The sequence below is a fragment of the Superficieibacter sp. 1612_C1 genome (genome assembly GCF_015234305.1).
Lineage (GTDB): Bacteria > Pseudomonadota > Gammaproteobacteria > Enterobacterales > Enterobacteriaceae > Superficieibacter.
The window spans coordinates 245,316-271,828 of record NZ_JADGMI010000003.1 but is presented as its reverse complement, the minus strand read 5'-3'; the positions used below and the strand labels follow the sequence as shown (position 1 = coordinate 271,828).

The window sequence follows — 26,513 nt, the reverse complement described above, 5'->3', positions numbered from 1 at the left end:
TAAGAGTATTAACTTATTAGTAACATGAAGACTGAAAAAACAATCCTCGTAGAGTAAGAAGCAACGTCGGTTTTCATGTCAGAATTCAGGGTGCGCCATAACGATGAGCAAAGATTTTACATTTACTATCAAGAGCAGTCTTTTCGATGAAAATTATAACCCTTCAGAAAATACGCGTATTACAACCAACTTCGCGAATTTAGCCAGAGGGAAAGATCGTCAGCAGAATTTGCGCAACACTCTGGTGATGATTGACAATCGCTTCAATGCATTAGCGCATTGGGATAACCCCAAAAGCGACCGTTATTCGGTCGAGCTTGAAATCATTTCCGTTGAGATGAATTTTGTAGAGAGTGATGAAAGCTTCCCTGCCATTGAAATATTGAAAACCACTATCGTTGATAAACTAACGAACGAACGTATTCAAGGCATTGCAGGCAACAACTTTTCATCGTATGTGCGGGATTATGACTTTAGCGTAGTCTTATTAGAACACAATAAGAATCGAGCGGGATTTAGCACGCCAGATAACTTTGGCGATCTGCATGGAAATATATTTAAGTCTTTCGTTAACTCAACAGAGTACAAAGAGAAATTTAAAAAATCACCTGTGATATGTTTAAGCGTTTCCAGTAAAGACATTTATCATCGGACCGGGAATACTCACCCGGTACTCGGTATTGAATACCAGCCAGATAACTCTTCGCTAACTGAAGCGTATTTCAGCAAAATGGGATTGCAGGTTCGCTATTTCATGCCTGAACATAGCGTTGCACCGTTGGCATTCTATTTCTCTGGTGATTTACTCAGGGATTACACCGATCTGGAGCTTATTAGCACCATCAGTACGATGGAGACGTTCCAGAAAATTTATCGACCTGAAATTTACAATGCTAACTCTGCGGCGGGGCAATACTATCAACCGGACCTGAATAATCAGGATCACTCATTAACAAAAATTGTTTATGACCGGGAAGAGCGCAGCCAGTTAGCGGTTGAGCAGGGGAAATTTACGGAAGAGCACTTTATCAAACGTTACAAGCATATTCTTGAGCAGTGGTCTGCTAACGACACGCTTTGATTTACCGAAAACGAAAGGTCATCTGTTATGAAAAAATTACTACCCACGTCGACTGCTGGCAGCTTACCCAAACCTTCCTGGCTGGCGCAACCTGAGACACTCTGGTCCCCCTGGAAGTTACAGAATGGAGAGTTGTTAGAAGGAAAACAGGATGCTCTGCGTCTGGCCCTCGACGATCAACTGCGGGCGGGTATTGATATTGTCAGCGATGGCGAGCAAACGCGTCAGCACTTTGTCACCACGTTTATCGAGCATCTCAGCGGCGTTGATTTTGAAAAACGCGAGGTCGTTAAAATCCGCAATCGCTATGATGCAAGTGTACCGACCGTTGTGGGTGCGGTGGAGCGCCAGGAGCCTGTTTTTGTTGAGGATGCCAGGTTCTTACGTCAGCTAACCACGCAGCCTATTAAATGGGCCTTGCCAGGGCCGATGACGATGATCGACACGCTGTATGATGCGCATTATAAAAGCCGCGAAAAATTAGCCTGGGAATTCGCGAAAATTCTCAATCAGGAAGCCAGAGAATTAGAAGCGGCTGGCGTTGATATTATCCAGTTTGATGAGCCTGCCTTTAACGTCTTCTTTGATGAAGTTAATGAGTGGGGGATTGCGGCTTTAGAAAAAGCGGTTGAAGGTCTTAAATGTGAGACCGCTGTCCATATCTGTTATGGCTATGGCATTAAAGCCAACACCGACTGGAAAAAGACGCTGGGGTCCGAGTGGCGACAATATGAGGAAGCGTTTCCTAAACTGCAAACCTCTACTATCGATATCATCTCCCTGGAATGCCATAACTCGCATGTGCCAATGGATCTGCTTGAACTGATTCGCGGTAAAAAAGTCATGGTGGGAGCCATTGATGTGGCAACCAATGCCATAGAAACGCCAGAGGAAGTCGCCGATACGTTACGCAAAGCGCTTCAGTTTGTGGATGCCGATAAACTTTACCCGGCGACTAACTGCGGTATGGCTCCGTTATCTCGTCGGGTCGCTAATGGCAAACTGAATGCCTTAAGCGCAGGGGCGGACATTATTCGCAGAGAGCTTTTGGGTAAATAACGCTGCCAGATAGTTTACTTGATCTATCGGCTATTTCAGGTGATTCTGGATAACCCACTGAAAAATAAAAGTTTCACCTGTTAAAAAGGAAGGCAAATTGATATATAGCCGCAAGTGTCAAAACGGTAACCTGCGCAGGGTGCTGTTTTCGGCGTTCTCTTGCATCGTTCTTCTGTACGGCGCGAAAGGGTATGCTAAACCAGATATGAAGCCTCTGGGGCCGAATATCGCCGATCGGGGTTCGGCGTTTTATCATTTCAGGGTTGAACAATTCGATTCCGCCGACGGAAAAAGACATTACAGGGTCTGGACCGCTATCCCGAATAAAAAACCAGCGGCATCAGGCTATCCGGTTCTTTATATGCTGGATGGTAATGCGGTGATGGGACGCCTGTCGGAAACGCTGCTTAAGCAACTGGCGGAAAAAACGCCTCCTGTCATCATCGCGATTGGCTACCAGACCAACTTGCCCTTTGATTCAAACAGCAGAGCCTGGGATTATACGCCTGCGCGAGAAGTGAAAAACGGCCGCAACCGTCGTGAGATGGGGGGAAGCAACGACTTCCGTCAGTTGCTGGAGCAGCATATTGCGCCGAAAGTCGAGCAGGGGATTAACATTAATCCTGACCAGCGTGGCCTGTGGGGGCATTCTTACGGCGGCTTATTCGTTCTCGACTCATGGCTGTCCTCATCGTTCTTCACGACCTACTACAGCGCCAGCCCGTCGCTGGGACAAGGTTATCTCGCCTTGTTAAACCGGTTAACGTCAGTGGATAAAACGCATTATTGCCATAAGCATCTGTTTTTCATGGAAGGTGCCGCGTCTCCAGGGAAAAATGTACAGACTCAGGCTCCTGACATCCTCCCTCGCATCCACGACATCGTTTCCAGCCTCCAGCGTGACGGGATCCCGGCGGACTACTGGGATTATCCTGGTTTGACGCATGGACCGATGTTTGACGCCTCTTTTAAGAGCGCGTTACTGGATATGAGAACCGGGAAGGTGGGCGGCTCCGCATCCTGTGATTAATCCATCTGGTATCAAAGGAGGCGGCGTGAAGGGGAAGCCCCTGCGCCGCCTTAATCATCAGAAGTGGAGACCTAACTGCATATAGTAAGTGCGCCCCGGCTCGTTGTAAGTATTCGCTCCGGCCCCCCACAGATAAGCGCCTGTTGTTGCATTACCGGTACTTTGGGCATTGCCTTCACGGAAATGACGCTTATCGAACAGGTTGTCGATTCCCGCCGTAACATCCATATATTTCGTTACCGCCCAGGTAGCGCTTGCCCCTACCAGCGCATACGGCGATACCTGGCGGGTTTCGCTGCCGGACGTGCGAACGCCCTGATAATTATATTTTTTCGGCTTCTGTCGTCCATACCATGTCAGTGTTCCCTGAACCGACAATTCATTGCTTGCCTGCCAGTTTAGCGTTGAGTTGATCGTATATTGAGGAATGACCGACAGGTAATCATTGTTCCTTTTATTTTTGTTCTCAATGATATACGTGAAGTTGTTATTCATCTTCAGCGTATCAGTAATCGGGAAGTTGAACGTGCCTTCCAGCCCCTGCACGACAGCATTGGGCACATTTTCCCATTTAAAAATATTTGCCGAGCCGTTGTTATATTCCGGCGTATACCCTGCTTCAATTTTGTCATGGTAGTCATTGCGGTACCAGGTCAGTCCGGCCTGCACGTCATCGTGATTATATTCAATGCCGATTTCTTTATTGACGCTGGTTTCTGCTTTCAGATCGCTATTACCCTGTAAATAGCAGGCACCGCCGCCGTAGCAACCCTGACCTTTACTGAATAACAGGTAGTTAGGGTTGGTCTGGTAGAGGTTCGGGGCTTTCCACGCGCGGGCGATACCCAGTTTCAGCGTGAAGTCACTGTTCAACTCCTGAGACAGGTTCAGTGACGGACTCCAGTTACTGCCGCTCACATCCTGGTGATTAAAACGGATCGCAGGCGTCAGACGGGTGCTGTCCGTTAATTCAATATTATTTTCCGCAAAAATGCCGTAAATATCCGCTGAGCTGTATTGGCTTCGCCCGGTATCATCAATTCCATCAACCGAGCCTCCTCCGCTGGTGGATTCAGTATTGGAGGCCGGATCTTTCATTGCCTGATGGTTATATTCCCCGCCAAACGTCAGGGTCTGGTTAACCCACAGGTCAACCGGAATATTAATTTCCGAGTGCAGGTTGGTGTCGTACAGCGAAATGGTGGAGAACCCTTCATTTGTAGGGCTAAAAATTCCTGCTATCCCGCCAGAGAGACCTTCGTTAAGGCGAGAGTTTCGTGTTTTTTCAAACTGAATATAGTTATTGGTGGTGACGCCGCTGTCCCATGCGCCGGTATATTTCAGATTGAGCGTCTGGCGATAAAGCACATTGGTTTCTTTACCATAATATTTTTTCACCAGCGCATTACTGTTGGTATTTTGCGTATCGCCAGCATACAGGTTTCCCTGACGGCTGTAGCCTGCACCCAGTTCCAGCGCCTGCATCGGCATAAATTCCCAGCGCAGAGCTGAATTAATGTCTTTATTAATAAAGCCCTCACGGCCCGAAGGATAAGTCCCCGCATAGGTGCCAATACGCGGTGTGGTATGGCTTTCGTTGATATCCTGAGCATCTGCCTGCGTTTTATTCCAGTTACCGTAGAGACGCAGGGTCAAATTATCAGCCAGCGCACCGCTTAAACTGCCGTTGTAGCGTTTGGTGCTGCCTTCGGATTTATGCTGGGGAACGTTGTAATAGGTGTTGAGGTTGCCGTGCCACTCATCCGTCGCAGGTTTGGTAATAATATTGACGACACCACCCATAGCGCCGCTACCGTACATGGCCGCCGCTGGCCCGCGAATGACCTCGATGCGGTCAATCATTTCCGGCGGAACCCAGTTGGTGTCACCACGTGTATCTCGTTCATCGCTCCAGCCATAGCGCACCGAGTTTCGACTGGATACAGGCATACCATCGACCAGGATCAAGGTGTTCTCCGGACCCATACCACGGATATCAATCTGGCGATTATTACCGCGCTGGCCGCTATTGGAGTTCCCGGTGAGATTCACACCCGGCATGGTGCGGATAATCTCAGAAACATCGCGCTGAACTGGATTTTTTTTGATAGCTTCGCTGTCAATGATCGAGACGCCAGGTGCCTGTAACGTCTGCTCTTTGGCCGTTACTACCATTGTTTCACTACTGTTTTCTTCCTGCACGTTGGTCGCCAGTTTTTCACTCTGTTGATCCGCGTGCGTTTGTACTGTTTCCTGATTTACCGTCGTATCTGCGTCGTTAGCATTTGCCAACGGTACGACAAGATTACCTGCCATCACGGTACCCAGAAGCGATAATCGATATGCATTTTTTATCATCATAGTAACCACTTACCCTTTAAAATTTGCGCAAAATAATTTATTGGGAATGGTTTTCATTTGCAATTAAATAATGATTATCATTATCATATTTGGTAGTTGCGGTTATCGTTATCCCTGTTTTTGAGACCTGGAATTCTCTGCGCTTGTTGTCCTCTCCGCGGCGGTCAGGGAGGAAATAAGGGGTCTTCAGGATCAACTCACGTGTTTATGGTCTATGATTCGGTAACGATAAACCAATAAGGATATTCGCGGTCCTGTTTACGGGGAGCAAGGCGTTTTGACGGAGCCGATCTGCATCCACCTGCCTTATTCGTCTGAGGAATGCGCTGGCTCAGCACAATCTTTGAAACGCACTACCGTACCAGAGAGAGCAAGTGAATGATTACGCTATGTAAAGCCTGTGGCACCTCTTTTGAGACCACCGATTCCTCTCCAGCACAGTGCAAAATTTGTGAGGATGAGCGTCAGTTTGTGCCGGTGACAGGACAGGCATGGATCGCTTTAGACCGTTTAATCGCTTCCCATTTAAATAAATGGCAACAGCATGAGCCTTATCTCCTTAGCCTCAAAACCGTGCCGAATTTTGCGATTAATCAGCGCGCTTTTATTTTGAGAACCCCGGAGGGCAATATTCTCTGGGACTGTATTGCTAATCTCGACGATGCCACGAAAACGTTGATCGCTGCGCTCGGAGGGCTTAAGGCTATTGCTATCTCCCATCCGCATTACTACACCACCATGCAGGATTGGGCCGCCGAATTTGATGCGCCGATTTACCTTCATGCCAGCGATAGCGAGTGGATCATGCGCGACAGCCCCTGGATCACGCTCTGGGAAGGCGACACCCTGACGCTGGCGACGGATGTCAGGATCATACGCCTCGGCGGGCACTTTCCCGGCGGCAGCGTGCTTCACTGGGCGCAGGACGGCGGGATGCTGCTGGCAGGCGATATCCTTCAGGTCACTCCCGGCGCGGATGCCGTCTCCTTCATGTGGAGCTACCCCAATATGCTGCCGCTGCCAGCCGCAACCATTGAGGATATTATGCGCCGCCTGAGCGCCGTAAGGTTTTCAAAACTCTACGGCGCGTTTGAAGGGCAGAATATAACGGAAAATGCGGATGACATTGTGCGTCGGTCAGGTGAAAAGTATATTGCCTGTCTTGGTTAATTAATGGTTGTCGGGATATGCTGAGAAAAATAGCCACCGAAATATAGCGCGGCAGGGCGTTTTCTACCGATCCGTGGCGACGGATAATTCAATCTCCACGCCCTTCAACGACATCAAATACGACTGGCACATCTGGATCAGTTGCCTTTGCAGTATAGCCACGGTGGCCTCAGGTAGGTTCATTTCAAACGTATTGCGCACGGCCCCAAAAATCACGGTGATCAGTATCAGACTCACGCTTTCGATATTCACCAGATTCATGTCTGATGCGCTTCGCAGCATCGCGGATACGGCGACATTGACGCGGCGTCGAAAGGCATCCACTAATGGGCCGTTATCCAGTTCGGCAATAGAAAGATATAACGCCCGCGTAACTTCAGGTCGTTCCGTTTTCGCTCGCCAGTAGGTTTCAATCAGCCCTTCCACCATCGGTGATACGGGCAAGCCGTAGAAGGTCAGGCAAGCCGCCTCGACTTTTTCGGCAAGGGCTTCCAGATATCGCTCATTGAGTACGTATAGCAGCGATTCCTTATGCGGAAAGTACTGATACATCGTGCCCACCGAGACGCCAGCCCGTTCTGCCACGCGCGTCGTGGTCAGGCGTTGCGGCCCCTCAGTCACCAAAAGCTGAATCGCCGCCTCGAAAATCGCCTCCAGCGTTGCCGTTGCCCGCGCCTGACGCGGCCTTTTCCGGGGGATGAGTGAACGTGGTTTAGCCATATCAGAATGCGAATCCTCAAGCTGAATAATCCTTCATACAGTAAAAGCGTTCGCGTAACAGAAGAAATTAAATTTATGGCTAAGCAACGTATTCATCATGAACGAATGCACACCCGCGAATTACTCATTACCCCATTGATTGAGGAACGTGGCTATCTCGTCAATACGTTGCTCGTTAATACCGGCTTCGCTGGCCATCTCTCTCTGCGCTTCTTCACTGATCTCCTCGTTATTCATTAAGCGGGTGATCAGCAGTTGAAAATAGTGTGCCAGGGGATCGCGTTCAGCGTCTTTCACTGGCTCTGCGCATTCCGTTGCGTACTCATCGGCGATGTCATAATACTTCAGTGGGATTTCGTTGTTCATACAGGGTCTCCGGGGTGTAGGCTGACATCGATAATACCATTCTTATCAAGTTGCTGGCATACCTTAACCACGGGGGTTAACGTTGCCGATACGCTTAGCCGTCTTTCTTCTCCACATGTCCCAGCGCTTTTTCCGGAAAACAATAGTCCCGCACCCGGCGTTTTAACTCTGCCGCATCGGGAAAGCCGCCGTCCTGCTTGCGATCCCAGATAACGTGACCATCAACATCAATAACAAAAATCCCGCCGGTGCCGGGGATCAGGCGCACAGAATCGAGATCGGTACTAAACGTTTGCAGCAGCTCCTGGGCCATCCAGGTGGCGCGTAGCATCCAGTTGCACTGGGAACAGTACTGCAATGTGACGGCGTTTTTGCTCATTTTTTCTCTCGTCTCATCAGGAGGGCATAGCACACAATTTACGATTAATGGGTTACAAATGTGAAGACTTTGTGAAGTTGTTGCAAATGATAATACTTATCATTAGTATTCGTTTCATAATTTATAACAGTACGCGATCTTTTTGGTTAGTGCCTTTTCAATCAACCAGTGGAAGTGAAATGTGAGCCTCATACTAATAAAATTAAGGTTTACAAGACATTATGCATACATCGCACATTTCTCCTCAACGTTTCAGGAAGAGCGTTCTGGTGACGTCATTACTCACAGCACTGTATCAGACTGCGGCTTTCGCGGCTGATACCGGGACTTCAACGACTACCGCAAAAAATGCCGCACAGGATACGGCTGACGAGATGATCGTCACCGCGCCAGCGCCGGACCTGAAAGCGGGGAGTACGCATTCCGTCAGCGCCCAGGACCTGCAAAACAAAGGCGCAAAAGACTTTGGTTCCATTATGCGTTATGAACCGTTAATCAGCGCGACCGGGGCCAGCGGTGGTTCCGGCAACGGCAAAAGCGGTTTTGACCGTGGCGGTTATACCGGCTACAACATCCGTGGGCTGGAAAGCAACCGGGTTGGGATTGATGTCGATGGTATACCGCAGCCGGATGCGACCGGGCGCAGCTATGTCAGTCGCGCAGGGCTGAATACGTTTGGCATTGGCCGCGACTACATCGATCCGTATATGTACGGTACTATCAATATTGAGTCCGGCGCGACCTCTACCGAACAGGCCAACACGTCTATCGGCGGTAATGTCTCTTTCCGCCCGAAATCCGCTGACGATTATCTGCATCCGGGAAAAAACACCGCGTTCGGCTACCAGAGTGATTACGACTCTGCCGATCGCAGCTGGCATAATGGCGTGACCGGTGCGGCGGGGGATGAAACCCTGCGCGGTATATTTGTCTACAGCCGCCGTGACGGTCAGCAAACCCGCAACAACAGCGACACCGTTGATGCGTACCCGGCTAACTGGCACTCCGATGCGATGATGGCCTCCGGTATCTGGCAGCCGAACGACGAACACAAACTGACCGGTACGCTGGATTACTATCACAAAACCAACCATACCCATTACGACTCATGGAACAGCAGCGGCAGCCAGATCCTTGGCGATGCCCAACAGACCAGCCAGACCCGTCGCTGGGGCGTCAGCCTGAAAGATGACTGGACGCCAGTGAATGACTGGCTGGACAGCATGTCGACCAAAGTCTACTACCAGCACACTGAAGCGCATGACCGCACTTACATGCCGGACAGCATTACCACGGCCATGCAGACGGTCTATTCAGACTATGACACCGATACCTGGGGTATTCAGAATGCGCTGGCGAAAACGCTGGGCCGCCACGATCTGAGCGCCGGATTTAACGCCAGTACCACAGAAACGAAGCGTCCGTTCAGACAGTCGCCAGCGCCAACGGCCTACAGCGAAATTATGCAGCCGGAAGCGGACAGCAAAAGCTATACCCTCGGTGCCTTCGTGCAGGATCAGATTAATTTTGATGCCAATGGTCATCATTTTGCCATTATTCCTGGCGCGCGCGTGATCCACCAGTCAATGAAGCCGGACAATCTCTCCAGCCTGACGACCAACAGCAGCGTCCTGGATGAGTCTGAAGTGTCGACGTTATACGGCAAAAATACCGATACCCAGCTGCTACCGTCACTGACCTTCCAGTACGACATCACCCCACGCCTGATGACGTACCTGCAATACAAACGCGGGGCGCAGTTCCCCAATGCCAGCCAGCTGTACGGCTCCTGGAACCTTGGCTCCAGCTACGCGGGCAGACAGCAATATGCGCTGATCGGTAACACCGATCTGAAAACCGAAACCAGCGATAACGTTGAGTGGGGCATGAAAGGGGAGGTGACCGACGGCATCACCCTGCGCACCGCGCTGTTCTATAACACCTATAAAAACTTTATCGCCTATACCCGTTATTCGCGCGCCGGGAATCCGGACCGGTTCACCAACGTTCCGTCTAACATCTACACCACCTATCAGGCGGAAAACAGGGATAAAGCCTTTATCTACGGCGGTGAAATCAGCGCGAAATTTAACTTCGGCACCTGGTTCGAAGAGGTGAATGGCCTGAGCGCGACGCTCGCCTATGGTTATACCGAAGGAAAATCAAAATCCAGTTATATGGGGGATAAATACATTGATCTCGACAGCGTTGCGCCGATGAAAGCGATCGCTGGCGTCGCGTGGGACGATCCGGCGAAACGTTATGGTACGGCGTTGACTGCGACCTTCGTGAAAGGCAAACGCGCCACCGCGACCAGTCGCGAGTCCTACACCAATACCGGTTCGACGATCGCCGACTCCACTAATGAGTACATGCGGGTGCCGGGCTATGGTCTGCTGGACTGGACGGCGTACTGGCAGGTGGCGAAGAACGTCAGACTCAACGGCGGCGTCTATAACATTACCGACCGTAAATACTGGGATTACCTGAGCAGCCGTACCATTGAGGAGTCCACCCGTCAGGATGCGTATGACAAGGCGCTGGCGGTGATGCCGGGTCGTACCTGGCAGTTGGGCGTTAACGTAGATTTCTGATTAAGGCGTCATCCTTAATCCTTACTCCCCCGGTATCGCTGCCGGGGGTTTTTAACCTTATCAGGAAGCGAACACTATGCCTGTTTCATCAAAAGATGTATCCGCCATCTGGCAGCAATATCAGACCATTAAAGCGCAGGAGCCTGCAAAATACGCCCGCGATATCGCGACTGAGATGACCATCAGCGAAGCGGAATTAACCCACGCCCGCGTGGGGCACGATGCCTTGCGTTTGACGGGTGAGATGCGCGAGATCCTCGCGGCGCTGGAGCTGGTGGGAGACACAAAATGCATCTGTCGTAACGAGTACGCCGTCCATGAACACACCGGCAGTTTTACCAATCAGCATATCGGTGAACGCGCCGGAATAGTACTGAATCCACGTGCGCTCGACTTACGTCTGTTTATCAGTCAGTGGGCCAGCGCCTTCAGCCTGCGCGAGCAGAGCCCGCGCGGCGAGCGTCAGAGCATTCAGTTCTTCGACCACCAGGGCGACGCGGTACTGAAAGTCTACGTCACGGCGCAGACCGATCTGGCGGCGTGGAATGAAGTCGTCGCACGTTTCACCGCGCCAGACGATCTGCCACTGGTTATCACCGCCGTGGCCGAACCGCATGCGCAAAGCGCCGACGGCGCGGCGCTGGATCGGGAGTGGCGGGCGATGACCGATGTGCATCAGTTCTTTGGTCTGCTGAAAAAACACAATCTCTCGCGCCAGCAGGCTTTTCGCCTGGCAGGCGACGATCTTGCCTGCCAGGTGAGCAATGACGCGCTGCCGCGCCTGCTGGATACGGTCTTGCAGCAGGGCAACGAAATTATGATTTTTGTCGGAAATCGCGGCTGCGTGCAGATCTTCAGCGGCGCGCTGGAAAAACTGACGCCGATGAAAGGCTGGATCAACATTTTCAATGAAAACTTCACTCTGCACCTGCGCGAGGCGGGAATTGCGGAAAGCTGGGTAACGCGCAAACCGACCGCCGACGGCCATGTCACCAGTCTTGAACTGTTCGCCGCGGATGGCACGCAAATCGCCCAGATTTACGGTCAGCGCAGCGAAGGCCAGCCGGAACAAACCCAGTGGCGAGCGCAGATCGATGCGTTGAGCAATGAAGGGAAAGCCGCATGAAAAAGATACTGATGCTGCTGGCGGCGATCCCGCTGGTGGCGAGCGCCGCTGCGCAGAACGTGGTGACGCTGGGCGGCGATATTACCGAAATTGTTTACGGGCTGGGCGCGCAGTCGCAGCTTGTCGGGCGCGACACCACCAGCACCTGGCCTGCTGAGGTGAATAACGTGCCGGATGTTGGCTATGTCCGGCAGCTCAATACGGAAGGCATCCTGTCGCTGCGCCCGGATATCGTACTGGCAAGCAATCAGGCGCAGCCGTCATCGGTATTACAAAAAGTAGAGGAGAACCACGTCAGGGTGGTGAGCGTCCCCGGCGGTTATTCGCTGGCGGCGATCGATAAGAAAGTCGCCGTTATCGCCGATGCGCTCGGCAAAAATGCTGAAGGCGAGCAGCTACGGCAAAAACTGAAGATGCAAATCGCCGCGCTGCCGACATCGCCAGTCAATAAGCGGGTCCTGTTTCTGTTGAGCCACGGCGGGATGGGAACGATGGTTGCCGGACAGGAGACCGCCGCCGACGGCGCGATCCGCGCAGCCGGGTTACAGAATGCCATGCAGGGCTTTGCGCACTATCGCGGTCTTTCGCAGGAGGGCGTCATCGCCAGCCAGCCGGACCTGATCGTGATCTCTGCCGACGGGGTCAAAAGCATGGGTGGGGAAGAGAATCTGTGGAAATTGCCAGGACTGGCGCAAACCCCTGCCGGGCGCAATAAGCAGGTGATGATTATCGATGATATGGCCCTGCTCGGCTTTGGCGTGCGTACGCCGCAGGCGCTGCTCGATCTGCGTCAAAAAGCGGAGCAACTGCCCTGATGAACCGCGCCGTGGTGTGCTCACTGTGGGGAATGCTGTTATTGCTGGTCGGTCTGACGCTGGTGGCGACCACCCAGGGGGCGATGGCGCTGCCATTAAAGAGCCTGTGGCATCCCGGCGATGACGCGCTGCGCCAGATCTGGTTGACCATTCGTCTGCCGCGCGTGCTGCTGGCGCTGGTGGTCGGCGCGGCGCTGGCGCTCTCCGGCTGCGTGATGCAGGGGCTATTTCGCAACCCGCTGGCCGATCCGGGACTGCTGGGGATCAGCAGCGGCAGCGCGCTGGCGGTGGCCTGCTGGCTGGTATTACCTTTGCCGGTTCCCGCGCTGGTGGCGCTCTATGCACCGATGCTGGCGGCGTTTATCGGCAGCCTGGCAGTGATGGTGGTGATCTTCCTGCTCAGCAGGGCCCGCGATAATTCGCTGTCGCGCCTGCTGCTGGTGGGGATTGCCATTAACGCGCTGTGCGGCGCTGCCGTTGGACTGCTGTCATGGCTAAGCAACGACGCCCAGCTTCGCCAGCTCTCGCAGTGGGGAATGGGCAGCCTCGGTCAGGCGCAGTGGTCCACGCTGCTGGTAGCGACCACGCTTATTTTACCGGCGGCGGTGGCGGTGTGGTGGGTTGCCCGCCAGCTTAACCTGCTGCAACTGGGCGACGAAGAGGCGCATTACCTCGGCGTCAATGTTCCGCAACTGCAACGGGTGATGCTGCTTTGCAGTGCCTTACTGGTGGCGGCAGCGGTGGCGATTAGCGGGATTATCGGCTTTATTGGTCTGGTGGTGCCGCACCTGATGCGTATGTGGCTGGGGGCCGATCACCGCGCGCTGGTGCCGGGATCGCTGCTGGCGGGGGCCATACTGCTGCTGATTGCCGATACCGCGGCCCGCACCGTTGTCGTTCCAGCGGAGATGCCGGTGGGACTGATTACCAGCCTGCTCGGTGCGCCCTGGTTTCTGTGGTTGATCTTCCGCCAAAGGAGAACGGAACATGGATAACACCTTAGTCGCCGCCCATTTACGTCTGCAACGCGGGCAGCGATGGCTGATCGATGATGTCTCGTTAATGCTTGCCAGCGGTGAACTGGTCGCGCTGATTGGCCCCAATGGCGCGGGGAAATCAACGCTGTTGCGTCTGCTGACCGGGTATTTGCCCGCGGAGCAGGGGGAGTGCTGGCTGGCGGGGCGCTCGCTGAAACAGTGGCCCGCCCGCGCGCTCTCCCGTCGCCGTGCGGTGATGTTGCAGCAGACGCAGCTGCGTTTTGACTGGCCGGTGGAGGCTATCGTCGCTATGGGACGTGCGCCCTGGGGAACGCGGCATGAAGCGGAGATTGTCCGCGAGGTCATGGCGTTGACCGGCTGTGACGATCTGGCGGGTCGCAACTATGCCACCCTCTCCGGCGGCGAGCAGCAGCGGGTCCAGCTGGCACGGAGCCTGGCGCAGCTGTGGAACGACGGCGCGCCCGAGGGCTGGCTGTTTCTTGACGAACCCACCTCGGCGCTGGATCTCTACCATCAACAGCAGCTATTACGTTTACTGAAAAAACTCACCGCCAGCGGCAACCTGCACGTCTGTATCGTATTACACGATCTTAATCTGGCGGCGCTATGGGCCGACCGCGTGCTGCTGTTAAATAAGGGAAAACTGGTCGCGCAGGGGACGCCGCAACAGGTGATTGATACCGATGTCATTGCACAATGGTACGGGGCAGAGGTGCGGGTGCATTCGCATCCCGGCAGTGACAGGCCGCATGTTTTTCTGTGTTCGTAAAGGGCAGTGTGCCGTGGGCACAGACAAAAGGCTCCCTAAAGAGCCTTTGTTTTTTAATCCGCTTCATCTTCGGCCATTAACCCCGGCGGGGTTAATGCACTTTCTACATCACGTCACCGGAGCCGGGTTAAACACCGCCAGCTGGTTATGTAAGCCCCACTGATCCGAGAAGGTTTTTTTCCGGCCGCTGGCCACGTCCAGAATAAAGTGGAACAGCTTCCAGCCCACATCCTCAATCGTCTCTTCGCCGGTGGCGATGGTGCCCGCGTTGATGTCCATCAGGTCATACCAACGGTTTGCCAGTTCGGTGCGGGTCGCCATTTTGATTACCGGTACCGCCACCAGTCCATAAGGTGTACCGCGACCGGTGGTGAAGACCTGTACGGTGATCCCGGAGGCGACCTGCTGAGTACCGCAGACAAAATCGCTGGCGGGGGTTGCCGCGTAAATCAGGCCGCGTTTTGTCGGGCGCTGGCCGGGCGACAGCACTTCGGAAATCGCGCTTTTACCAGACTTGGCAATTGAGCCGAGGGCTTTTTCCACCACGTTGGCCAGACCGCCTTTTTTGTTCCCCGGAGAGGGGTTGGCGCTGCGGTCGGTTTTACCCATATCGAGATAATTATCGTACCAGGCCATCTCTTCCAGCAGACGTTTGCCCACTTCTTCATTGATGGCGCGTGGCGTTAGCAGGTGGATCGCATCGCGGACTTCGGTGACTTCAGAGAACATCACCGTTCCGCCACAGCGGATCAGCAGGTCGGAAGCATAGCCTACCGCCGGGTTCGCGGTGACGCCGGAGAAGGCATCGCTGCCGCCGCACTGCATACCAACCACCAGTTCAGACGCCGGGCAGGTCTCGCGCTGGCGCTGGTTCAGTTTTTGCAGATGACGCTCGGCGACAAGCAGAATATCATCAACCATTGATTTAAAGCCGACGTGATGCTCATCCTGCAAACGGACAATACTGGCATCATCCACCGGAATGGCTTTGACATCTTCCGTTCCCTGTAACAGACGCTCCGGCTGGAGTTTTTCACAGCCGAGGCCGACCACCATCACTTCACCACCAAAGTTCGGGTTCAGGGCAATATTGTGGATCGTGCGAATCGGGATAATCGCCGCTGGCGCGTTGATCGCCACGCCGCAGCCGTAAAGGTGGTTAAGGCCAACCACGCCATCCACGTTCGGGTATTTCGGCAGCAGGTCGCGCTCAATGAGTTTTACGACATAATCCACCACGCCCGCCACACAGTGAACGCTGGTGGTAATGCCGAGCAGGTTTTTGGTGCCGACGCTGCCGTCCGCATTACGGTAGCCTTCAAAGGTATACCCTTCCAGCGGCGGAAGCGGTTCAGGTACTTTGGTTGCCAGCGGCAGCGTGTTCAGCGGCGGCGCTTTCGGCAGCTCGACAGTGGATTCATCAATCCAGCTTCCTTTCGCCACGTCGCGCACCGCATAGCCGATGACTTCTCCATAGCGAATGATTTCGCCGTGGACGGGAATATCGACCAGCGCTACTTTATGGCCCTGTGGAATATGTTCAATAAGTTCCAGCCCATTGGGGAAGCGCGTGCCCGCTTTCAAACCGTTATCATTGACAATAATCGCCACGTTATCGGTGTCGTGCACTTTAATATAGAACGCCGAAGGCGACTGCTGTCTAATTTCGATGTCGGCCATTGTCCAGTATTCTCCAGCAAATGTAGATAATAAAAAACGGTAAACTGAGCGTTTTAGAAAAAGGATAAAAGATAAAACCTCAATATTATGAGATTAAGAATGCACTGACTTTGAAATTAAGAATGTGATCCAGATCACTCATTATCGCGATGGGGCGTGGCGCAAGGCGGGCAATGATTAAATCTGTGCATTAGCGCCCAGGAGTATGTGCATATGCCATAAACATTTGGCTTATCATATCGATTAATTGGTCAAAGACACAATGTGTAATATGAGCTGCCTGATTATACTAATTGCCAATTACATTGTGTCTGATCTGTTTATTGAGATGCCTGCATCAATAAATAATCAGTTATCTCACCTGATAAAAATAAATAAACAGGTGACTCCGTGCCCGAGGATAAATTAATGTCGCTGGATACTACTATTACCGCTAAAAGAGGTATACCCACCCGCTATATAATACTGCTAATTATCTTTATTGTGACAGCAGTTAACTATGCGGACCGTGCAACGCTGTCGATTGCCGGGACCGAGGTCGCGAAAGAGTTACATCTTAGCGCTATCTCGATGGGCTACATCTTCTCCGCATTTGGCTGGGCTTACCTGCTGATGCAAATCCCCGGTGGCTGGCTGCTGGACAAATTCGGTTCGAAGAAAGTCTACACCTATAGCCTGTTCTTCTGGTCACTGTTTACCTTCCTGCAAGGCTTTGTGGATATCTTCCCGCTGGCCTGGGCTGGAATGTCCATGTTTGTCATGCGCTTTATGCTGGGCTTCTCCGAAGCGCCGTCCTTCCCGGCTAACGCTCGTATTGTGGCCGCCTGGTTCCCGACCAAAGAGCGCGGTACCGCGTCGGCGCTGTTTAACGCTGCACAGTACTTCTCTCTGGCGATTTTCTCGCCGCTGCTTGGCTGGCTGGTCTTCGCGTGGGGCTGGGAACATGTCTTTACCGTGATGGGCGTGATTGGCTTTGTGCTGACCGGGGTGTGGGCGAAGTTCATTCATAACCCGACTGACCATCCGCGTATGTCTGCGCAGGAACTGGATTACATTACGAAAGGCGGCGCGGTGGTTGATATGGACCACAAAAAGCCTGGCGTAACCAACTCCGGTCCGAAACTGCACTACATCAAACAGCTACTGACCAACCGGATGATGCTGGGCGTATTTTTTGGCCAGTACTTCATTAACACGATCACCTGGTTCTTCCTCACCTGGTTCCCGATTTACCTGGTGCAGGACAAAGGCATGTCGATTCTGAAAGTGGGCCTGGTGGCGTCTATTCCGGCGCTGTGCGGCTTCGCCGGTGGCGTATTGGGCGGCGTCTTCTCTGACCACCTGATCAAACGCGGCGCAACCATTACCCTGGCGCGTAAATTACCGATTGTGCTGGGAATGCTGCTGGCATCAACGATTATTCTCTGCAATTACACCAATAATACCACCCTGGTGGTGGCTCTGATGGCGCTGGCCTTCTTTGGTAAAGGCTTTGGTGCGCTGGGATGGCCGGTTATCTCCGATACCGCGCCGAAAGAAATTGTTGGCCTGTGTGGTGGCGTGTTTAACGTGTTTGGTAACGTTGCGTCGATTGCCACCCCGCTGGTCATTGGTTATCTGGTGAGTGAACTGCACTCATTCAACGCTGCCCTGATATTTGTCGGCTGTTCAGCACTGATGGCGATGATTTGCTACCTGTTCATTGTTGGCGATATCAAGCGTATGGAACTCCAGAAATAATTCACGGTTAAGTTACAAGGTATAAGCGATGAATAACGATATTTTCCCGAACAAATTCAAAGCTGCGCTGGCTGCGCAGCAGGTTCAGATTGGCTGCTGGTCCGCGCTGGCAAGCCCTATCAGCACCGAGGTGCTGGGCCTGGCAGGGTTTGACTGGCTGGTTCTGGATGGCGAACATGCGCCAAACGATATCTCTACCTTCATTCCGCAACTGATGGCGCTGAAGGGCAGCACCAGCGCTCCGGTGGTCCGTGTTCCGACGAACGAGCCGGTGATCATCAAGCGTCTTCTGGATATCGGGTTTTATAACTTCCTGATCCCGTTTGTAGAGTCGCAGGAAGAAGCGGCGCTGGCGGTAGCCTCCACCCGTTATCCGCCGGAAGGTATCCGCGGTGTCTCCGTGTCTCATCGCGCCAACATGTTTGGTACCGTGCCGGATTACTTCGCGCAGTCCAATAAGAACATCACCATCATTGTGCAGATTGAAAGCCAGCAGGGCGTGGACAACGTTGACGCCATCGCGGCGACCGACGGCGTGGACGGCATCTTTGTCGGACCGAGCGATTTAGCCGCTGCGCTGGGCCACCTTGGCAACGCGTCTCACCCTGACGTTCAGCAGTGCATTAAGCAGATTTTCGCCAGCGCGAAAGCTCACGGCAAACCGTGCGGCATCCTGGCACCGGTTGATGCCGATGCGCGTCGTTACCTGGAAATGGGGGCCACCTTTGTTGCCGTCGGCAGCGATTTGGGCGTGTTCCGTGGCGCGACGCAGAAACTCGCCGATTCCTTTAAGAAATAACCACCACCGAAAGAAGAGAGAGCAATTATGACCATTAAAGTAGGTTTCATTGGCCTGGGCATCATGGGCAAACCAATGAGCAAAAACCTCATTAAAGCCGGTTACTCGCTGGTGGTTTCTGACCGTAATCCTGAAGCCGTCGCTGAACTGGTGGCTGCAGGCGCAGAAACCGCTACCACGGCTAAAGCCATTGCCGAGCAGTGCGACGTGATCATTACCATGCTGCCGAACTCCCCGCACGTCAAAGACGTGGCGCTGGGCGAAGGCGGCATCATTGAAGGCGCGAAAGCCGGCACTGTGCTGATCGATATGAGCTCTATCGCGCCGCTGGCGAGCCGTGAAATCAGCGACGCGCTGAAGGCGAAAGGCGTGGATATGCTGGATGCGCCGGTCAGCGGCGGCGAACCGAAAGCCATCGACGGCACCCTGTCGGTGATGGTTGGCGGCGATAAAGCGATTTTCGATAAATACTACGACCTGATGAAAGCGATGGCCGGATCGGTGGTTCACACTGGCGACATTGGCGCAGGTAACGTGACCAAACTGGCAAACCAGGTGATCGTGGCGCTGAATATTGCCGCCATGTCCGAAGCGCTTACCCTGGCGACCAAAGCGGGCGTTAACCCGGATCTGGTATATCAGGCGATTCGCGGCGGTCTGGCGGGCAGCACCGTGCTGGATGCGAAAGCGCCGATGGTGATGGATCGTAACTTCAAACCGGGTTTCCGTATTGATCTGCACATCAAAGATCTGGCTAACGCGCTGGATACCTCTCACGGCGTGGGCGCACAGCTGCCGCTGACTGCCGCTGTCATGGAAATGATGCAGGCGCTGCGTGCCGACGGTCACGGTAACGACGACCATAGTGCCATCGCGTGCTACTACGAAAAACTGGCGAAAGTCGAAGTCTCTCGCTAACAACGTACTGCCCGGCGGCGCTTGCTGCCGGGCCGACAGAATGCGCCTTTGTGGGCCGGAAAGATCAATACCCTCCGGCGTTGCGTGGTAACAGGCTACTCACTATGAAAATCGTAATCGCCCCAGACTCTTATAAAGAAAGCCTTTCTGCCAGCGAGGTAGCTCAGGCGATAGAAAAAGGATTTCGGGAAATCTTTCCTGATGCGCAATATGTCTCTGTTCCGGTCGCTGATGGAGGGGAAGGGACGGTTGAAGCGATGATCGCCGCAACGCAGGGCACAGAATATACCGCTCAGGTTACCGGACCGTTAGGCGAGTCCGTTGACGCCTGCTGGGGGATCTCCGGCGACGGTAAGACCGCGTTTATTGAAATGGCGGCCGCCAGCGGACTGGCGCTGGTTCCTCCTTCGCAGCGCAATCCGTTGGTGACGACCTCCCGCGGCACCGGCGAGCTGATTTTGCAGGCGCTGGAGCACGGCGCGAGAAATATTATTATCGGCATTGGCGGCAGCGCTACCAACGACGGCGGCGCGGGCATGGTGCAGGCGCTGGGAGCAAAACTTTGCGATGCTAACGGCACGGATATCGGCAACGGCGGCGGTAGTCTGATCGGTCTTAATTCCATTGATATTACGCAACTGGACCCTCGCCTGCGCGAGTGTACGATCCGTGTGGCCTGCGACGTGACCAATCCGCTGACGGGCGAAAAAGGCGCGTCAAGGGTATTTGGGCCACAAAAAGGGGCGACCGAAGAGTTGATCGTCGAGCTGGATCGCAACCTCGACCATTACGCGGACGTGATCAAAAAATCCCTGCGCATCGACGTTAAACAGGTCCCCGGCGCAGGCGCAGCGGGCGGCATGGGCGCGGCGCTGATGGCCTTTCTCGGCGCAGAGCTGCGTAGCGGGATTGAGATCGTCACTCAGGCGCTTAATCTCGAAGAACACATTCACGACTGTACGTGGGTGGTGACAGGCGAGGGGCGGATCGACAGCCAAAGCATTAACGGTAAAGTGCCGGTCGGCGTGGCGCAGGTCGCTAAAAAATACCATAAGCCGGTGATTGGCATTGCCGGTAGCCTGACCAAAGATGTCGGTATCGTACATCAGTATGGCATTGACGCTGTCTTCAGCGTGCTGACCAGCATCAGTACGCTGGAAGACGCATTCAGGGGGGCGTTTGATAATATTTATCGCGCTTCCCGCAACATTGCCGCGACGCTTCAGGTGGGAATGTTGACCGAAAGGTGACAGCAGAGTGGAAACCCTCTATACTGCGCGCCGAAGCTGACCAGACAGTCGCCGCTTCGTCGTCGTCCTCCTTCGGGGGAGACGGGCGGAGGGGAGGAAAGTCCGGGCTCCATAGGGCAGGGTGCCAGGTAACGCCTGGGGGGGAAACCCACGACCAGTGCAACAGAGAGCAAACCGCCGATGGCCCACGCAAGTGGGATCAGGTAAGGGTGAAAGGGTGCGGTAAGAGCGCACCGCGCGGCTGGTAACAGTTCGCGGCACGGTAAACTCCACCCGGAGCAAGGCCAAATAGGGGTTCACAAGGTACGGCCCGTACTGAACCCGGGTAGGCTGCTTGAGCCAGTGAGCGATTGCTGGCCTAGATGAATGACTGTCCACGACAGAACCCGGCTTATCGGTCAGCTTCAACCATTCAGTAAAACGCCCGCAAGAGAGATCTTGCGGGCGTTTTGCTTTTTGCTGGCGGGCGCTTCGCTTGCACAGGCCTACGGAGCGTGAACAACGTGTTGCCAGCGATGATTTGTAGGCTGGGTAAGGCGAAGCCGCCACCCGGCAAGAAGGGTAAGCGCTATCCATGATGTAAATAAAATGTTTAATTTTAATTAAATAAGATGATAATTATTATTACTGAAGTGAATAATCCAGCGCCTAAAAATGTGATCTATTACAGTTTTATCATCGAATAACCGAATTTAATTAATATTTTTGATTATTTAAATTTTATTTTATATGCGTCTGTGAAAAACGCGATTAATTGGTTGAAATATAATCCGCTCGCCTCATTTATTTGTACTCTACCATAAATTAGTTATCGCCATAAAATATTTTCATCTTAGCTTTTTTTATTGATAAAAATCAGATAAAAGTAAGATTTTATTTAGATAACCGTTTGATTATTAAGTGGTTTAAAATTAAATAACACATTAGAAATAGTAATCCAATACTATTTTGTGAGTAACAGCACATACCGCCATCGCCATAATTACGTAAACTTAGCCGCAAGATGTAACGAGATGAGTTAAGCATTATGGAAAACTTTACCTTACCGAAAACACAACACCTCGTCGTATTTCAGGAGGTTATTCGCAGCGGCTCAATTGGTTCGGCGGCGAAACAGTTAGGATTAACTCAACCGGCGGTCAGTAAAATTATTAGCGAAATAGAAACCTACTTTGGCATCGAATTAATCGTACGTAAAAACACCGGCGTGACGTTAACCAGCGCCGGACAGGTGGTGCTGAACTACTCGGAATCCATCACCAGGGAAATGAAAAACATGGTCAGCGAGATGAACAGCATGAGCAGTAGCGGCGTGGCCGATGTCTCGTTTGGCTTCCCGTCGCTGATTGGCTTTACCATCATGTCCAGCATGATCCAGACATTCCAGCAGACGTTCCCTAAAGCGCAGGTCTGCATGTACGAAGCGCAGCTCTCCTCATTTCTGCCAGCGCTGCGTGACGGGCGGCTGGATTTTGCTATCGGCACGTTGAGCGATGAAATGAAACTTCATGACCTGCACGTAGAGCCGCTGTTCGAATCAGAGTTCCGGCTGGTGGCCAGCACATCACGAACGTGCACCGGCCCCACCACGCTGGGGTCATTGAAAAACGAACGCTGGATCTTGCCGCATACCGATATGGGATATTACAGCGAACTTCTCACCACCTTACAAAATAACGGCATTGATAACGAAAACATCATTAAAACCGATTCTGTCGTTACCATTTATAATCTTGTACTGAATGCAGGTTTCCTGACCGTCATCCCCTGCGATATGATTGCCCCCTTCGGTTCAAACCAATTTATTACACTCACTATTGAAGACATTCTTCCTGTGGCGCGTTATGCGGCGGTGTGGTCGAAAAACTATAGATTAAAAAAATCGGCCTCTTTCCTCGTTGAGTTAGCGAAAGAACACTCCTCTTTTAATTATTCCCGACGACGACAACCGGATGCATTATAAAACCAATCGTCTTTAATTTAACGCATTACTGAATTTTAGATCTGACTCATCAGATCGACGGCTACCTTATACCTGAATTTATCTCAAGAGGTTATTATGCACATTACCTACGAACTCCCTGTCTCTATTGAAGACGTTCTTGAAGCGAAAAAAAGACTGGCCGGCAAAATTTATAAAACGGGAATGCCGCGCTCTAACTATTTTAGTGAGCGTTGCAAGGGTGAGATCTTTTTAAAATTTGAGAACATGCAGCGTACTGGCTCATTTAAAATTCGCGGCGCGTTTAACAAACTCAGCTCGTTAAGTGATGCGGAACGGCGTAAAGGCGTTGTGGCCTGCTCGGCGGGTAACCATGCCCAGGGCGTGTCGCTCTCCTGCGCAATGCTTGGCATTGACGGCAAAGTGGTAATGCCGAAAGGCGCGCCGAAATCGAAAGTTGCCGCCACCTGCGACTACTCGGCTGAAGTCGTTCTGCACGGCGATAACTTCAACGATACCATTGCTAAAGTCAGCGAAATTGTTGAACTGGAAGGGCGGATCTTTATTCCACCGTATGACGATCCCAAAGTCATTGCCGGGCAGGGTACGATTGGTCTGGAAATTATGGAAGATCTGTATGACGTCGATAATGTTATTGTGCCGATTGGCGGCGGCGGACTCATCGCCGGTATTGCCATTGCGATAAAGTCAATTAACCCGACAATTAAAATTATTGGCGTGCAGTCTGAAAACGTTCATGGTATGGCCGCTTCTTATTATGCCGGAGAAATAACTACCCACCGTACCAGCGGCACCCTTGCCGACGGTTGCGATGTTTCCCGCCCCGGCGCTATTACTTATGAAATCGTTCGTGAGCTGGTCGATGAAATTGTATTGGTTAGCGAAGATGAAATTCGCAATAGCATGGTGGCCTTAATTCAACGTAATAAAGTGATCACCGAAGGTGCAGGTGCTCTGGCCTGTGCCGCATTATTGAGTGGCAAACTTGACAGTTATATTCAGAACAGAAAAACGGTCAGTATTATTTCTGGCGGCAATATCGATCTGTCACGCGTTTCGCAAATTACCGGCTTAGCTGATGCTTAATTACTTTTGCTGAGGATATAACATGAGTACTTCTGATAGTCTCGTTACTGGTCAGACAACACCCTCGTCATGGCGTAAATCTGACACCACCTGGACCCTCGGATTATTCGGCACCGCTATCGGTGCCGGGGTTCTCTTCTTCCCGATTCGCGCAGGCTACGGCGGTTTGATCCCGATCCTGTTAATGCTGGTGCTGGCGTACCCTATCGCCTTCTTCTGTCACCGTGCGTTAGCCCGGCTTTGTCTGTCCGGCAGTAATCCGTCAGGTAACATTACCGAGACGGTGGAGGAGCACTTCGGTAAAACCGGCGGCGTGGTCATTACCTTCCTCTATTTCTTCGCCATCTGTCCGCTGCTGTGGATCTACGGCGTGACGATTACCAACACCTTTATGACCTTCTGGGAAAACCAGCTGCAAATGATGCCGTTAAACCGTGGCGTCGTCGCACTGTTGCTGCTCCTGCTGATGGCGTTCGTGATTTACTTCGGTAAGGATCTGATGGTCAAGGTCATGAGCTTCCTGGTCTTCCCGTTCATCGCCAGCCTGGTGCTGATTTCACTGTCGCTGATCCCCTACTGGAACTCAGCGGTGGTCGATCAGGTTAACCTCAGCGACATTTCGCTTGTCGGACACGATGGCATTCTGGTCACCGTATGGCTGGGGATCTCTATCATGGTCTTCTCTTTTAACTTCTCGCCGATTGTCTCGTCGTTCGTGGTGTCAAAACGTGAAGAGTACGAACAGGAATTCGGCAGAGACTTTACCGAGCGCAAATGTTCCAGAATCATCTCCCGCGCCAGTATGCTGATGGTTGCCGTGGTAATGTTCTTCGCCTTTAGCTGCCTGTTTACCCTCTCGCCGCAAAACATGGCTGAAGCCAAAGCGCAGAATATTCCGGTGCTCTCTTATCTGGCGAACCACTTCGCTTCGCTTTCCGGTACTAAATCAACGTTTGCCACCGTGCTGGAGTATGGCGCGTCGATCATTGCCCTGGTCGCGATTTTCAAATCCTTCTTTGGCCACTATCTCGGCACCCTGGAAGGCTTAAACGGTTTGATCCTGAAGTTTGGTTATAAAGGGGATAAAACCAAAGTCTCCACCGGCAAGCTCAACCTGATTAGCATGGTCTTCATCATGGGTTCCACCTGGGTGGTGGCCTACGCGAACCCGAACATTCTCGACCTGATTGAAGCGATGGGCGCGCCGATTATTGCCTCCTTGCTCTGCCTGCTGCCGATGTACGCGATTCGTAAAGCGCCGTCGCTGACAAAATACCGTGGCAAGCTGGATAATATTTTCGTTACCGCGATTGGCCTGCTGACCATTCTGAATATTGTTTATAAACTTTTTTAATCCGCATATTCAGGATTAACGGAGTCTGAAATGAATGAATTTCCAGTTGTACTGGTGATCAATTGTGGATCATCATCGGTTAAGTTTTCGGTTCTTGACGCAGCAACCTGTGACGTATTATTAGCAGGGATTGCCGATGGCGTTAATTCCGAACAGGCTTTTTTATCGGTTAATGGCGGTGAGCCAAAAAAACTTGCGCATTACTCTTATGAAGGAGCCTTAAAAGCCATTTCCAGTGAACTGGAAACGCGTAATTTAATCTCCAGCGTGGCCTTAATTGGCCACCGGGTAGCCCATGGCGGCGATGTATTTAAACGCTCGGTGATCATTACCGACGCGGTGATTGAACAAATTCGCCAGGTTTCCTCTCTGGCCCCGCTACATAATTACGCCAATCTGAGCGGAATGGCGTCAGCGCGGGCGCTGTTTCCCGGCATCCCGCAGGTAGCGGTGTTTGATACCAGCTTTCATCAGACGCTGCCGCCCGAAGCATATCTCTACGGCCTGCCGTGGAAGTATTACGAAGAGCTGGGCGTGCGTCGCTACGGTTTTCACGGTACCTCACATCGGTACGTCTCTCAGCAGGCACACGCGTTGCTGGATCTTAGCCCGCACAACTCTGGGTTAGTGATTGCTCACTTAGGTAATGGAGCCTCTGTCTGCGCGGTGCGTAACGGACAAAGTGCCGACACCTCAATGGGGATGACGCCGCTGGAAGGGTTGATGATGGGCACCCGCTGCGGCGACGTCGATTTCGGTGCAATGGTGTGGATTGCCGGGCAAACCGGTCAAACCCTCAGCGACCTGGAACGGGTGGTAAACAGTGAATCCGGCCTGTTGGGGGTTTCCGGCATCTCCTCTGATTTACGGGTGCTGGAAAACGCCTGGCATGAAGGAAATACGCGAGCGCAACTGGCGATTAAAACCTTTGTCCACCGTGTTGCCCGGCATATTGCCGGACACGCGGCGGCGCTTCATCGCCTGGACGGTATTATTTTTACCGGCGGTATTGGGGAAAACTCATCGCTTATTCGTCGGCTGGTCATTGAGCATCTGGGCGTATTTAACATTGAGTTAGATCAGGTTAAAAATAATCTGCCTAACGCCTCCGGCGAACGAATTATTTCGCTGAAAGACTCATGCGTTCGCTGCGCCGTTATTCCGACCAATGAAGAGAAAATGATTGCCCTGGACGCGCTAAGCTTAGCGGAAATTAATGCCGCTGTGGAATATGCCTGATTTATTTGTAGAGAGA

22 protein-coding genes and 1 other RNA gene are annotated in these 26,513 nt (G+C 52.6%); 18 read left to right on the top strand and 5 right to left on the bottom strand.

The window, feature by feature from the left end:
• The first annotated feature begins 103 nt into the window (after positions 1-103).
• The 3 genes from INT84_RS12430 to INT84_RS12420 all read left to right on the top strand — a co-directional run bounded on the left by INT84_RS12430 (position 104) and on the right by INT84_RS12420 (position 3,170).
• Positions 104-1,081: a DUF1852 domain-containing protein gene (locus tag INT84_RS12430; protein ID WP_194207043.1), complete on the top strand. Its 978-nt coding sequence runs from the start codon at positions 104-106 to the stop codon at positions 1,079-1,081.
• Positions 1,082-1,108: 27 nt separating this feature from the next.
• Positions 1,109-2,140: a methionine synthase gene (locus tag INT84_RS12425; protein WP_194207042.1), complete on the top strand. Its 1,032-nt coding sequence runs from the start codon at positions 1,109-1,111 to the stop codon at positions 2,138-2,140.
• A 100-nt stretch (positions 2,141-2,240) separates the two neighbouring features.
• Positions 2,241-3,170, top strand: coding sequence for an alpha/beta hydrolase (locus INT84_RS12420; RefSeq protein ID WP_194207292.1), 930 nt, complete (start codon positions 2,241-2,243; stop codon positions 3,168-3,170).
• Positions 3,171-3,227: 57 nt separating this feature from the next.
• Here INT84_RS12420 and INT84_RS12415 read toward each other — a convergent pair whose 3' ends face one another.
• Positions 3,228-5,486, bottom strand: coding sequence for a TonB-dependent siderophore receptor (locus INT84_RS12415; protein ID WP_370529667.1), 2,259 nt, complete (start codon positions 5,484-5,486; stop codon positions 3,228-3,230).
• Between the two features lie 423 nt (positions 5,487-5,909).
• On the opposite strand from INT84_RS12415, the gene INT84_RS12410 reads away from it, so the two are divergent.
• On the top strand, positions 5,910-6,701 hold the full coding sequence (locus tag INT84_RS12410) for an MBL fold metallo-hydrolase (RefSeq protein ID WP_194207041.1): 792 nt from the start codon (positions 5,910-5,912) through the stop codon (positions 6,699-6,701).
• A 63-nt stretch (positions 6,702-6,764) separates the two neighbouring features.
• On the opposite strand, the gene INT84_RS12405 is transcribed toward INT84_RS12410, so the two are convergent.
• The 3 genes from INT84_RS12405 to INT84_RS12395 all read right to left on the bottom strand — a co-directional run bounded on the left by INT84_RS12405 (position 6,765) and on the right by INT84_RS12395 (position 8,166).
• Positions 6,765-7,421 carry a TetR/AcrR family transcriptional regulator gene (locus INT84_RS12405; protein ID WP_194207040.1) on the bottom strand — a complete coding sequence of 219 codons (657 nt, stop codon included), beginning with the start codon at positions 7,419-7,421 and terminating at the stop codon, positions 6,765-6,767.
• Between the two features lie 120 nt (positions 7,422-7,541).
• On the bottom strand, positions 7,542-7,787 hold the full coding sequence (locus INT84_RS12400) for a YmjA family protein (protein ID WP_176919852.1): 246 nt from the start codon (positions 7,785-7,787) through the stop codon (positions 7,542-7,544).
• A gap of 94 nt (positions 7,788-7,881) precedes the next feature.
• The gene (locus INT84_RS12395; RefSeq protein ID WP_194207039.1) at positions 7,882-8,166 is read right to left on the bottom strand and encodes a SelT/SelW/SelH family protein; all 285 of its coding nucleotides are present in this window, start codon (positions 8,164-8,166) and stop codon (positions 7,882-7,884) included.
• 221 nt (positions 8,167-8,387) lie between these two features.
• Between INT84_RS12395 and INT84_RS12390 the strand changes: the two genes are divergently transcribed.
• The 5 genes from INT84_RS12390 (at position 8,388) to INT84_RS12370 (ending at position 14,468) form a co-directional block, all read left to right on the top strand.
• Complete coding sequence (locus INT84_RS12390; RefSeq protein WP_194207038.1) at positions 8,388-10,760, top strand: TonB-dependent receptor domain-containing protein; 2,373 nt, start codon at positions 8,388-8,390, stop codon at positions 10,758-10,760.
• A 76-nt stretch (positions 10,761-10,836) separates the two neighbouring features.
• A complete protein-coding gene (locus INT84_RS12385; protein WP_194207037.1) occupies positions 10,837-11,886 on the top strand; it encodes a hemin-degrading factor in 1,050 nt (349 codons plus the stop codon).
• Positions 11,883-12,701 (top strand): hemin ABC transporter substrate-binding protein, encoded by an 819-nt coding sequence (locus INT84_RS12380; protein WP_194207036.1) that lies wholly within the window; start codon positions 11,883-11,885, stop codon positions 12,699-12,701. Before INT84_RS12385 ends, INT84_RS12380 begins: the two co-directional genes overlap by 4 nt.
• Positions 12,701-13,696 carry an iron ABC transporter permease gene (locus INT84_RS12375; protein ID WP_194207035.1) on the top strand — a complete coding sequence of 332 codons (996 nt, stop codon included), beginning with the start codon at positions 12,701-12,703 and terminating at the stop codon, positions 13,694-13,696. Before INT84_RS12380 ends, INT84_RS12375 begins: the two co-directional genes overlap by 1 nt.
• On the top strand, positions 13,689-14,468 hold the full coding sequence (locus INT84_RS12370) for a heme ABC transporter ATP-binding protein (RefSeq protein WP_194207034.1): 780 nt from the start codon (positions 13,689-13,691) through the stop codon (positions 14,466-14,468). Before INT84_RS12375 ends, INT84_RS12370 begins: the two co-directional genes overlap by 8 nt.
• A gap of 108 nt (positions 14,469-14,576) precedes the next feature.
• Here the strand turns inward: INT84_RS12370 and garD are convergent, their stop codons facing one another.
• Positions 14,577-16,148 carry a galactarate dehydratase gene (garD, locus tag INT84_RS12365; protein WP_194207033.1) on the bottom strand — a complete coding sequence of 524 codons (1,572 nt, stop codon included), beginning with the start codon at positions 16,146-16,148 and terminating at the stop codon, positions 14,577-14,579.
• A gap of 408 nt (positions 16,149-16,556) precedes the next feature.
• Here garD and INT84_RS12360 point away from each other — a divergent pair, with 408 nt between their 5' ends.
• From INT84_RS12360 to tdcD, 9 genes are all read left to right on the top strand, one after another.
• Positions 16,557-17,888, top strand: a complete 1,332-nt coding sequence (locus INT84_RS12360) for an MFS transporter (RefSeq protein ID WP_194207032.1) — start codon at positions 16,557-16,559, stop codon at positions 17,886-17,888.
• A 28-nt stretch (positions 17,889-17,916) separates the two neighbouring features.
• Positions 17,917-18,687, top strand: coding sequence for a 2-dehydro-3-deoxyglucarate aldolase (garL, locus tag INT84_RS12355; protein ID WP_103676624.1), 771 nt, complete (start codon positions 17,917-17,919; stop codon positions 18,685-18,687).
• Between the two features lie 27 nt (positions 18,688-18,714).
• Positions 18,715-19,605: a 2-hydroxy-3-oxopropionate reductase gene (gene garR / locus INT84_RS12350; protein ID WP_194207031.1), complete on the top strand. Its 891-nt coding sequence runs from the start codon at positions 18,715-18,717 to the stop codon at positions 19,603-19,605.
• Between the two features lie 104 nt (positions 19,606-19,709).
• Positions 19,710-20,855 (top strand): glycerate 2-kinase, encoded by a 1,146-nt coding sequence (gene garK, locus INT84_RS12345; protein ID WP_194207030.1) that lies wholly within the window; start codon positions 19,710-19,712, stop codon positions 20,853-20,855.
• Between the two features lie 32 nt (positions 20,856-20,887).
• Positions 20,888-21,265, top strand: an RNA gene (gene rnpB / locus INT84_RS12340) — RNase P RNA component class A.
• A 617-nt stretch (positions 21,266-21,882) separates the two neighbouring features.
• Positions 21,883-22,818: a transcriptional regulator TdcA gene (tdcA, locus tag INT84_RS12335; protein ID WP_194207029.1), complete on the top strand. Its 936-nt coding sequence runs from the start codon at positions 21,883-21,885 to the stop codon at positions 22,816-22,818.
• Positions 22,819-22,914: 96 nt separating this feature from the next.
• Positions 22,915-23,904 (top strand): bifunctional threonine ammonia-lyase/L-serine ammonia-lyase TdcB, encoded by a 990-nt coding sequence (tdcB, locus tag INT84_RS12330; protein ID WP_194207028.1) that lies wholly within the window; start codon positions 22,915-22,917, stop codon positions 23,902-23,904.
• Between the two features lie 22 nt (positions 23,905-23,926).
• The gene (tdcC, locus tag INT84_RS12325; RefSeq protein WP_194207027.1) at positions 23,927-25,258 is read left to right on the top strand and encodes a threonine/serine transporter TdcC; all 1,332 of its coding nucleotides are present in this window, start codon (positions 23,927-23,929) and stop codon (positions 25,256-25,258) included.
• Positions 25,259-25,288: 30 nt separating this feature from the next.
• Complete coding sequence (gene tdcD / locus INT84_RS12320; RefSeq protein ID WP_194207026.1) at positions 25,289-26,497, top strand: propionate kinase; 1,209 nt, start codon at positions 25,289-25,291, stop codon at positions 26,495-26,497.
• Positions 26,498-26,513 lie beyond the last annotated feature (16 nt).

Bases quoted from the DNA above. Each gene is read 5' to 3' on its own strand.
- INT84_RS12400 (WP_176919852.1), bottom strand. From the start codon at position 7,787: ATGAACAACGAAATCCCACTGAAGTATTATGACATCGCCGATGAGTAC.
- INT84_RS12385 (WP_194207037.1), top strand. From the start codon at position 10,837: ATGCCTGTTTCATCAAAAGATGTATCCGCCATCTGGCAGCAATATCAG.
- garR (WP_194207031.1), top strand. From the start codon at position 18,715: ATGACCATTAAAGTAGGTTTCATTGGCCTGGGCATCATGGGCAAACCA.
- tdcB (WP_194207028.1), top strand. From the start codon at position 22,915: ATGCACATTACCTACGAACTCCCTGTCTCTATTGAAGACGTTCTTGAA.
- INT84_RS12395 (WP_194207039.1), bottom strand. From the start codon at position 8,166: ATGAGCAAAAACGCCGTCACATTGCAGTACTGTTCCCAGTGCAACTGG.
- tdcC (WP_194207027.1), top strand. From the start codon at position 23,927: ATGAGTACTTCTGATAGTCTCGTTACTGGTCAGACAACACCCTCGTCA.
- garD (WP_194207033.1), bottom strand. From the start codon at position 16,148: ATGGCCGACATCGAAATTAGACAGCAGTCGCCTTCGGCGTTCTATATT.
- INT84_RS12415 (WP_370529667.1), bottom strand. From the start codon at position 5,486: ATGGCAGGTAATCTTGTCGTACCGTTGGCAAATGCTAACGACGCAGAT.
- INT84_RS12410 (WP_194207041.1), top strand. From the start codon at position 5,910: ATGATTACGCTATGTAAAGCCTGTGGCACCTCTTTTGAGACCACCGAT.
- INT84_RS12360 (WP_194207032.1), top strand. From the start codon at position 16,557: ATGTCGCTGGATACTACTATTACCGCTAAAAGAGGTATACCCACCCGC.
- INT84_RS12390 (WP_194207038.1), top strand. From the start codon at position 8,388: ATGCATACATCGCACATTTCTCCTCAACGTTTCAGGAAGAGCGTTCTG.
- tdcD (WP_194207026.1), top strand. From the start codon at position 25,289: ATGAATGAATTTCCAGTTGTACTGGTGATCAATTGTGGATCATCATCG.
- INT84_RS12425 (WP_194207042.1), top strand. From the start codon at position 1,109: ATGAAAAAATTACTACCCACGTCGACTGCTGGCAGCTTACCCAAACCT.
- INT84_RS12375 (WP_194207035.1), top strand. From the start codon at position 12,701: ATGAACCGCGCCGTGGTGTGCTCACTGTGGGGAATGCTGTTATTGCTG.
- garK (WP_194207030.1), top strand. From the start codon at position 19,710: ATGAAAATCGTAATCGCCCCAGACTCTTATAAAGAAAGCCTTTCTGCC.
- INT84_RS12370 (WP_194207034.1), top strand. From the start codon at position 13,689: ATGGATAACACCTTAGTCGCCGCCCATTTACGTCTGCAACGCGGGCAG.
- tdcA (WP_194207029.1), top strand. From the start codon at position 21,883: ATGGAAAACTTTACCTTACCGAAAACACAACACCTCGTCGTATTTCAG.
- INT84_RS12405 (WP_194207040.1), bottom strand. From the start codon at position 7,421: ATGGCTAAACCACGTTCACTCATCCCCCGGAAAAGGCCGCGTCAGGCG.
- INT84_RS12380 (WP_194207036.1), top strand. From the start codon at position 11,883: ATGAAAAAGATACTGATGCTGCTGGCGGCGATCCCGCTGGTGGCGAGC.
- INT84_RS12430 (WP_194207043.1), top strand. From the start codon at position 104: ATGAGCAAAGATTTTACATTTACTATCAAGAGCAGTCTTTTCGATGAA.
- garL (WP_103676624.1), top strand. From the start codon at position 17,917: ATGAATAACGATATTTTCCCGAACAAATTCAAAGCTGCGCTGGCTGCG.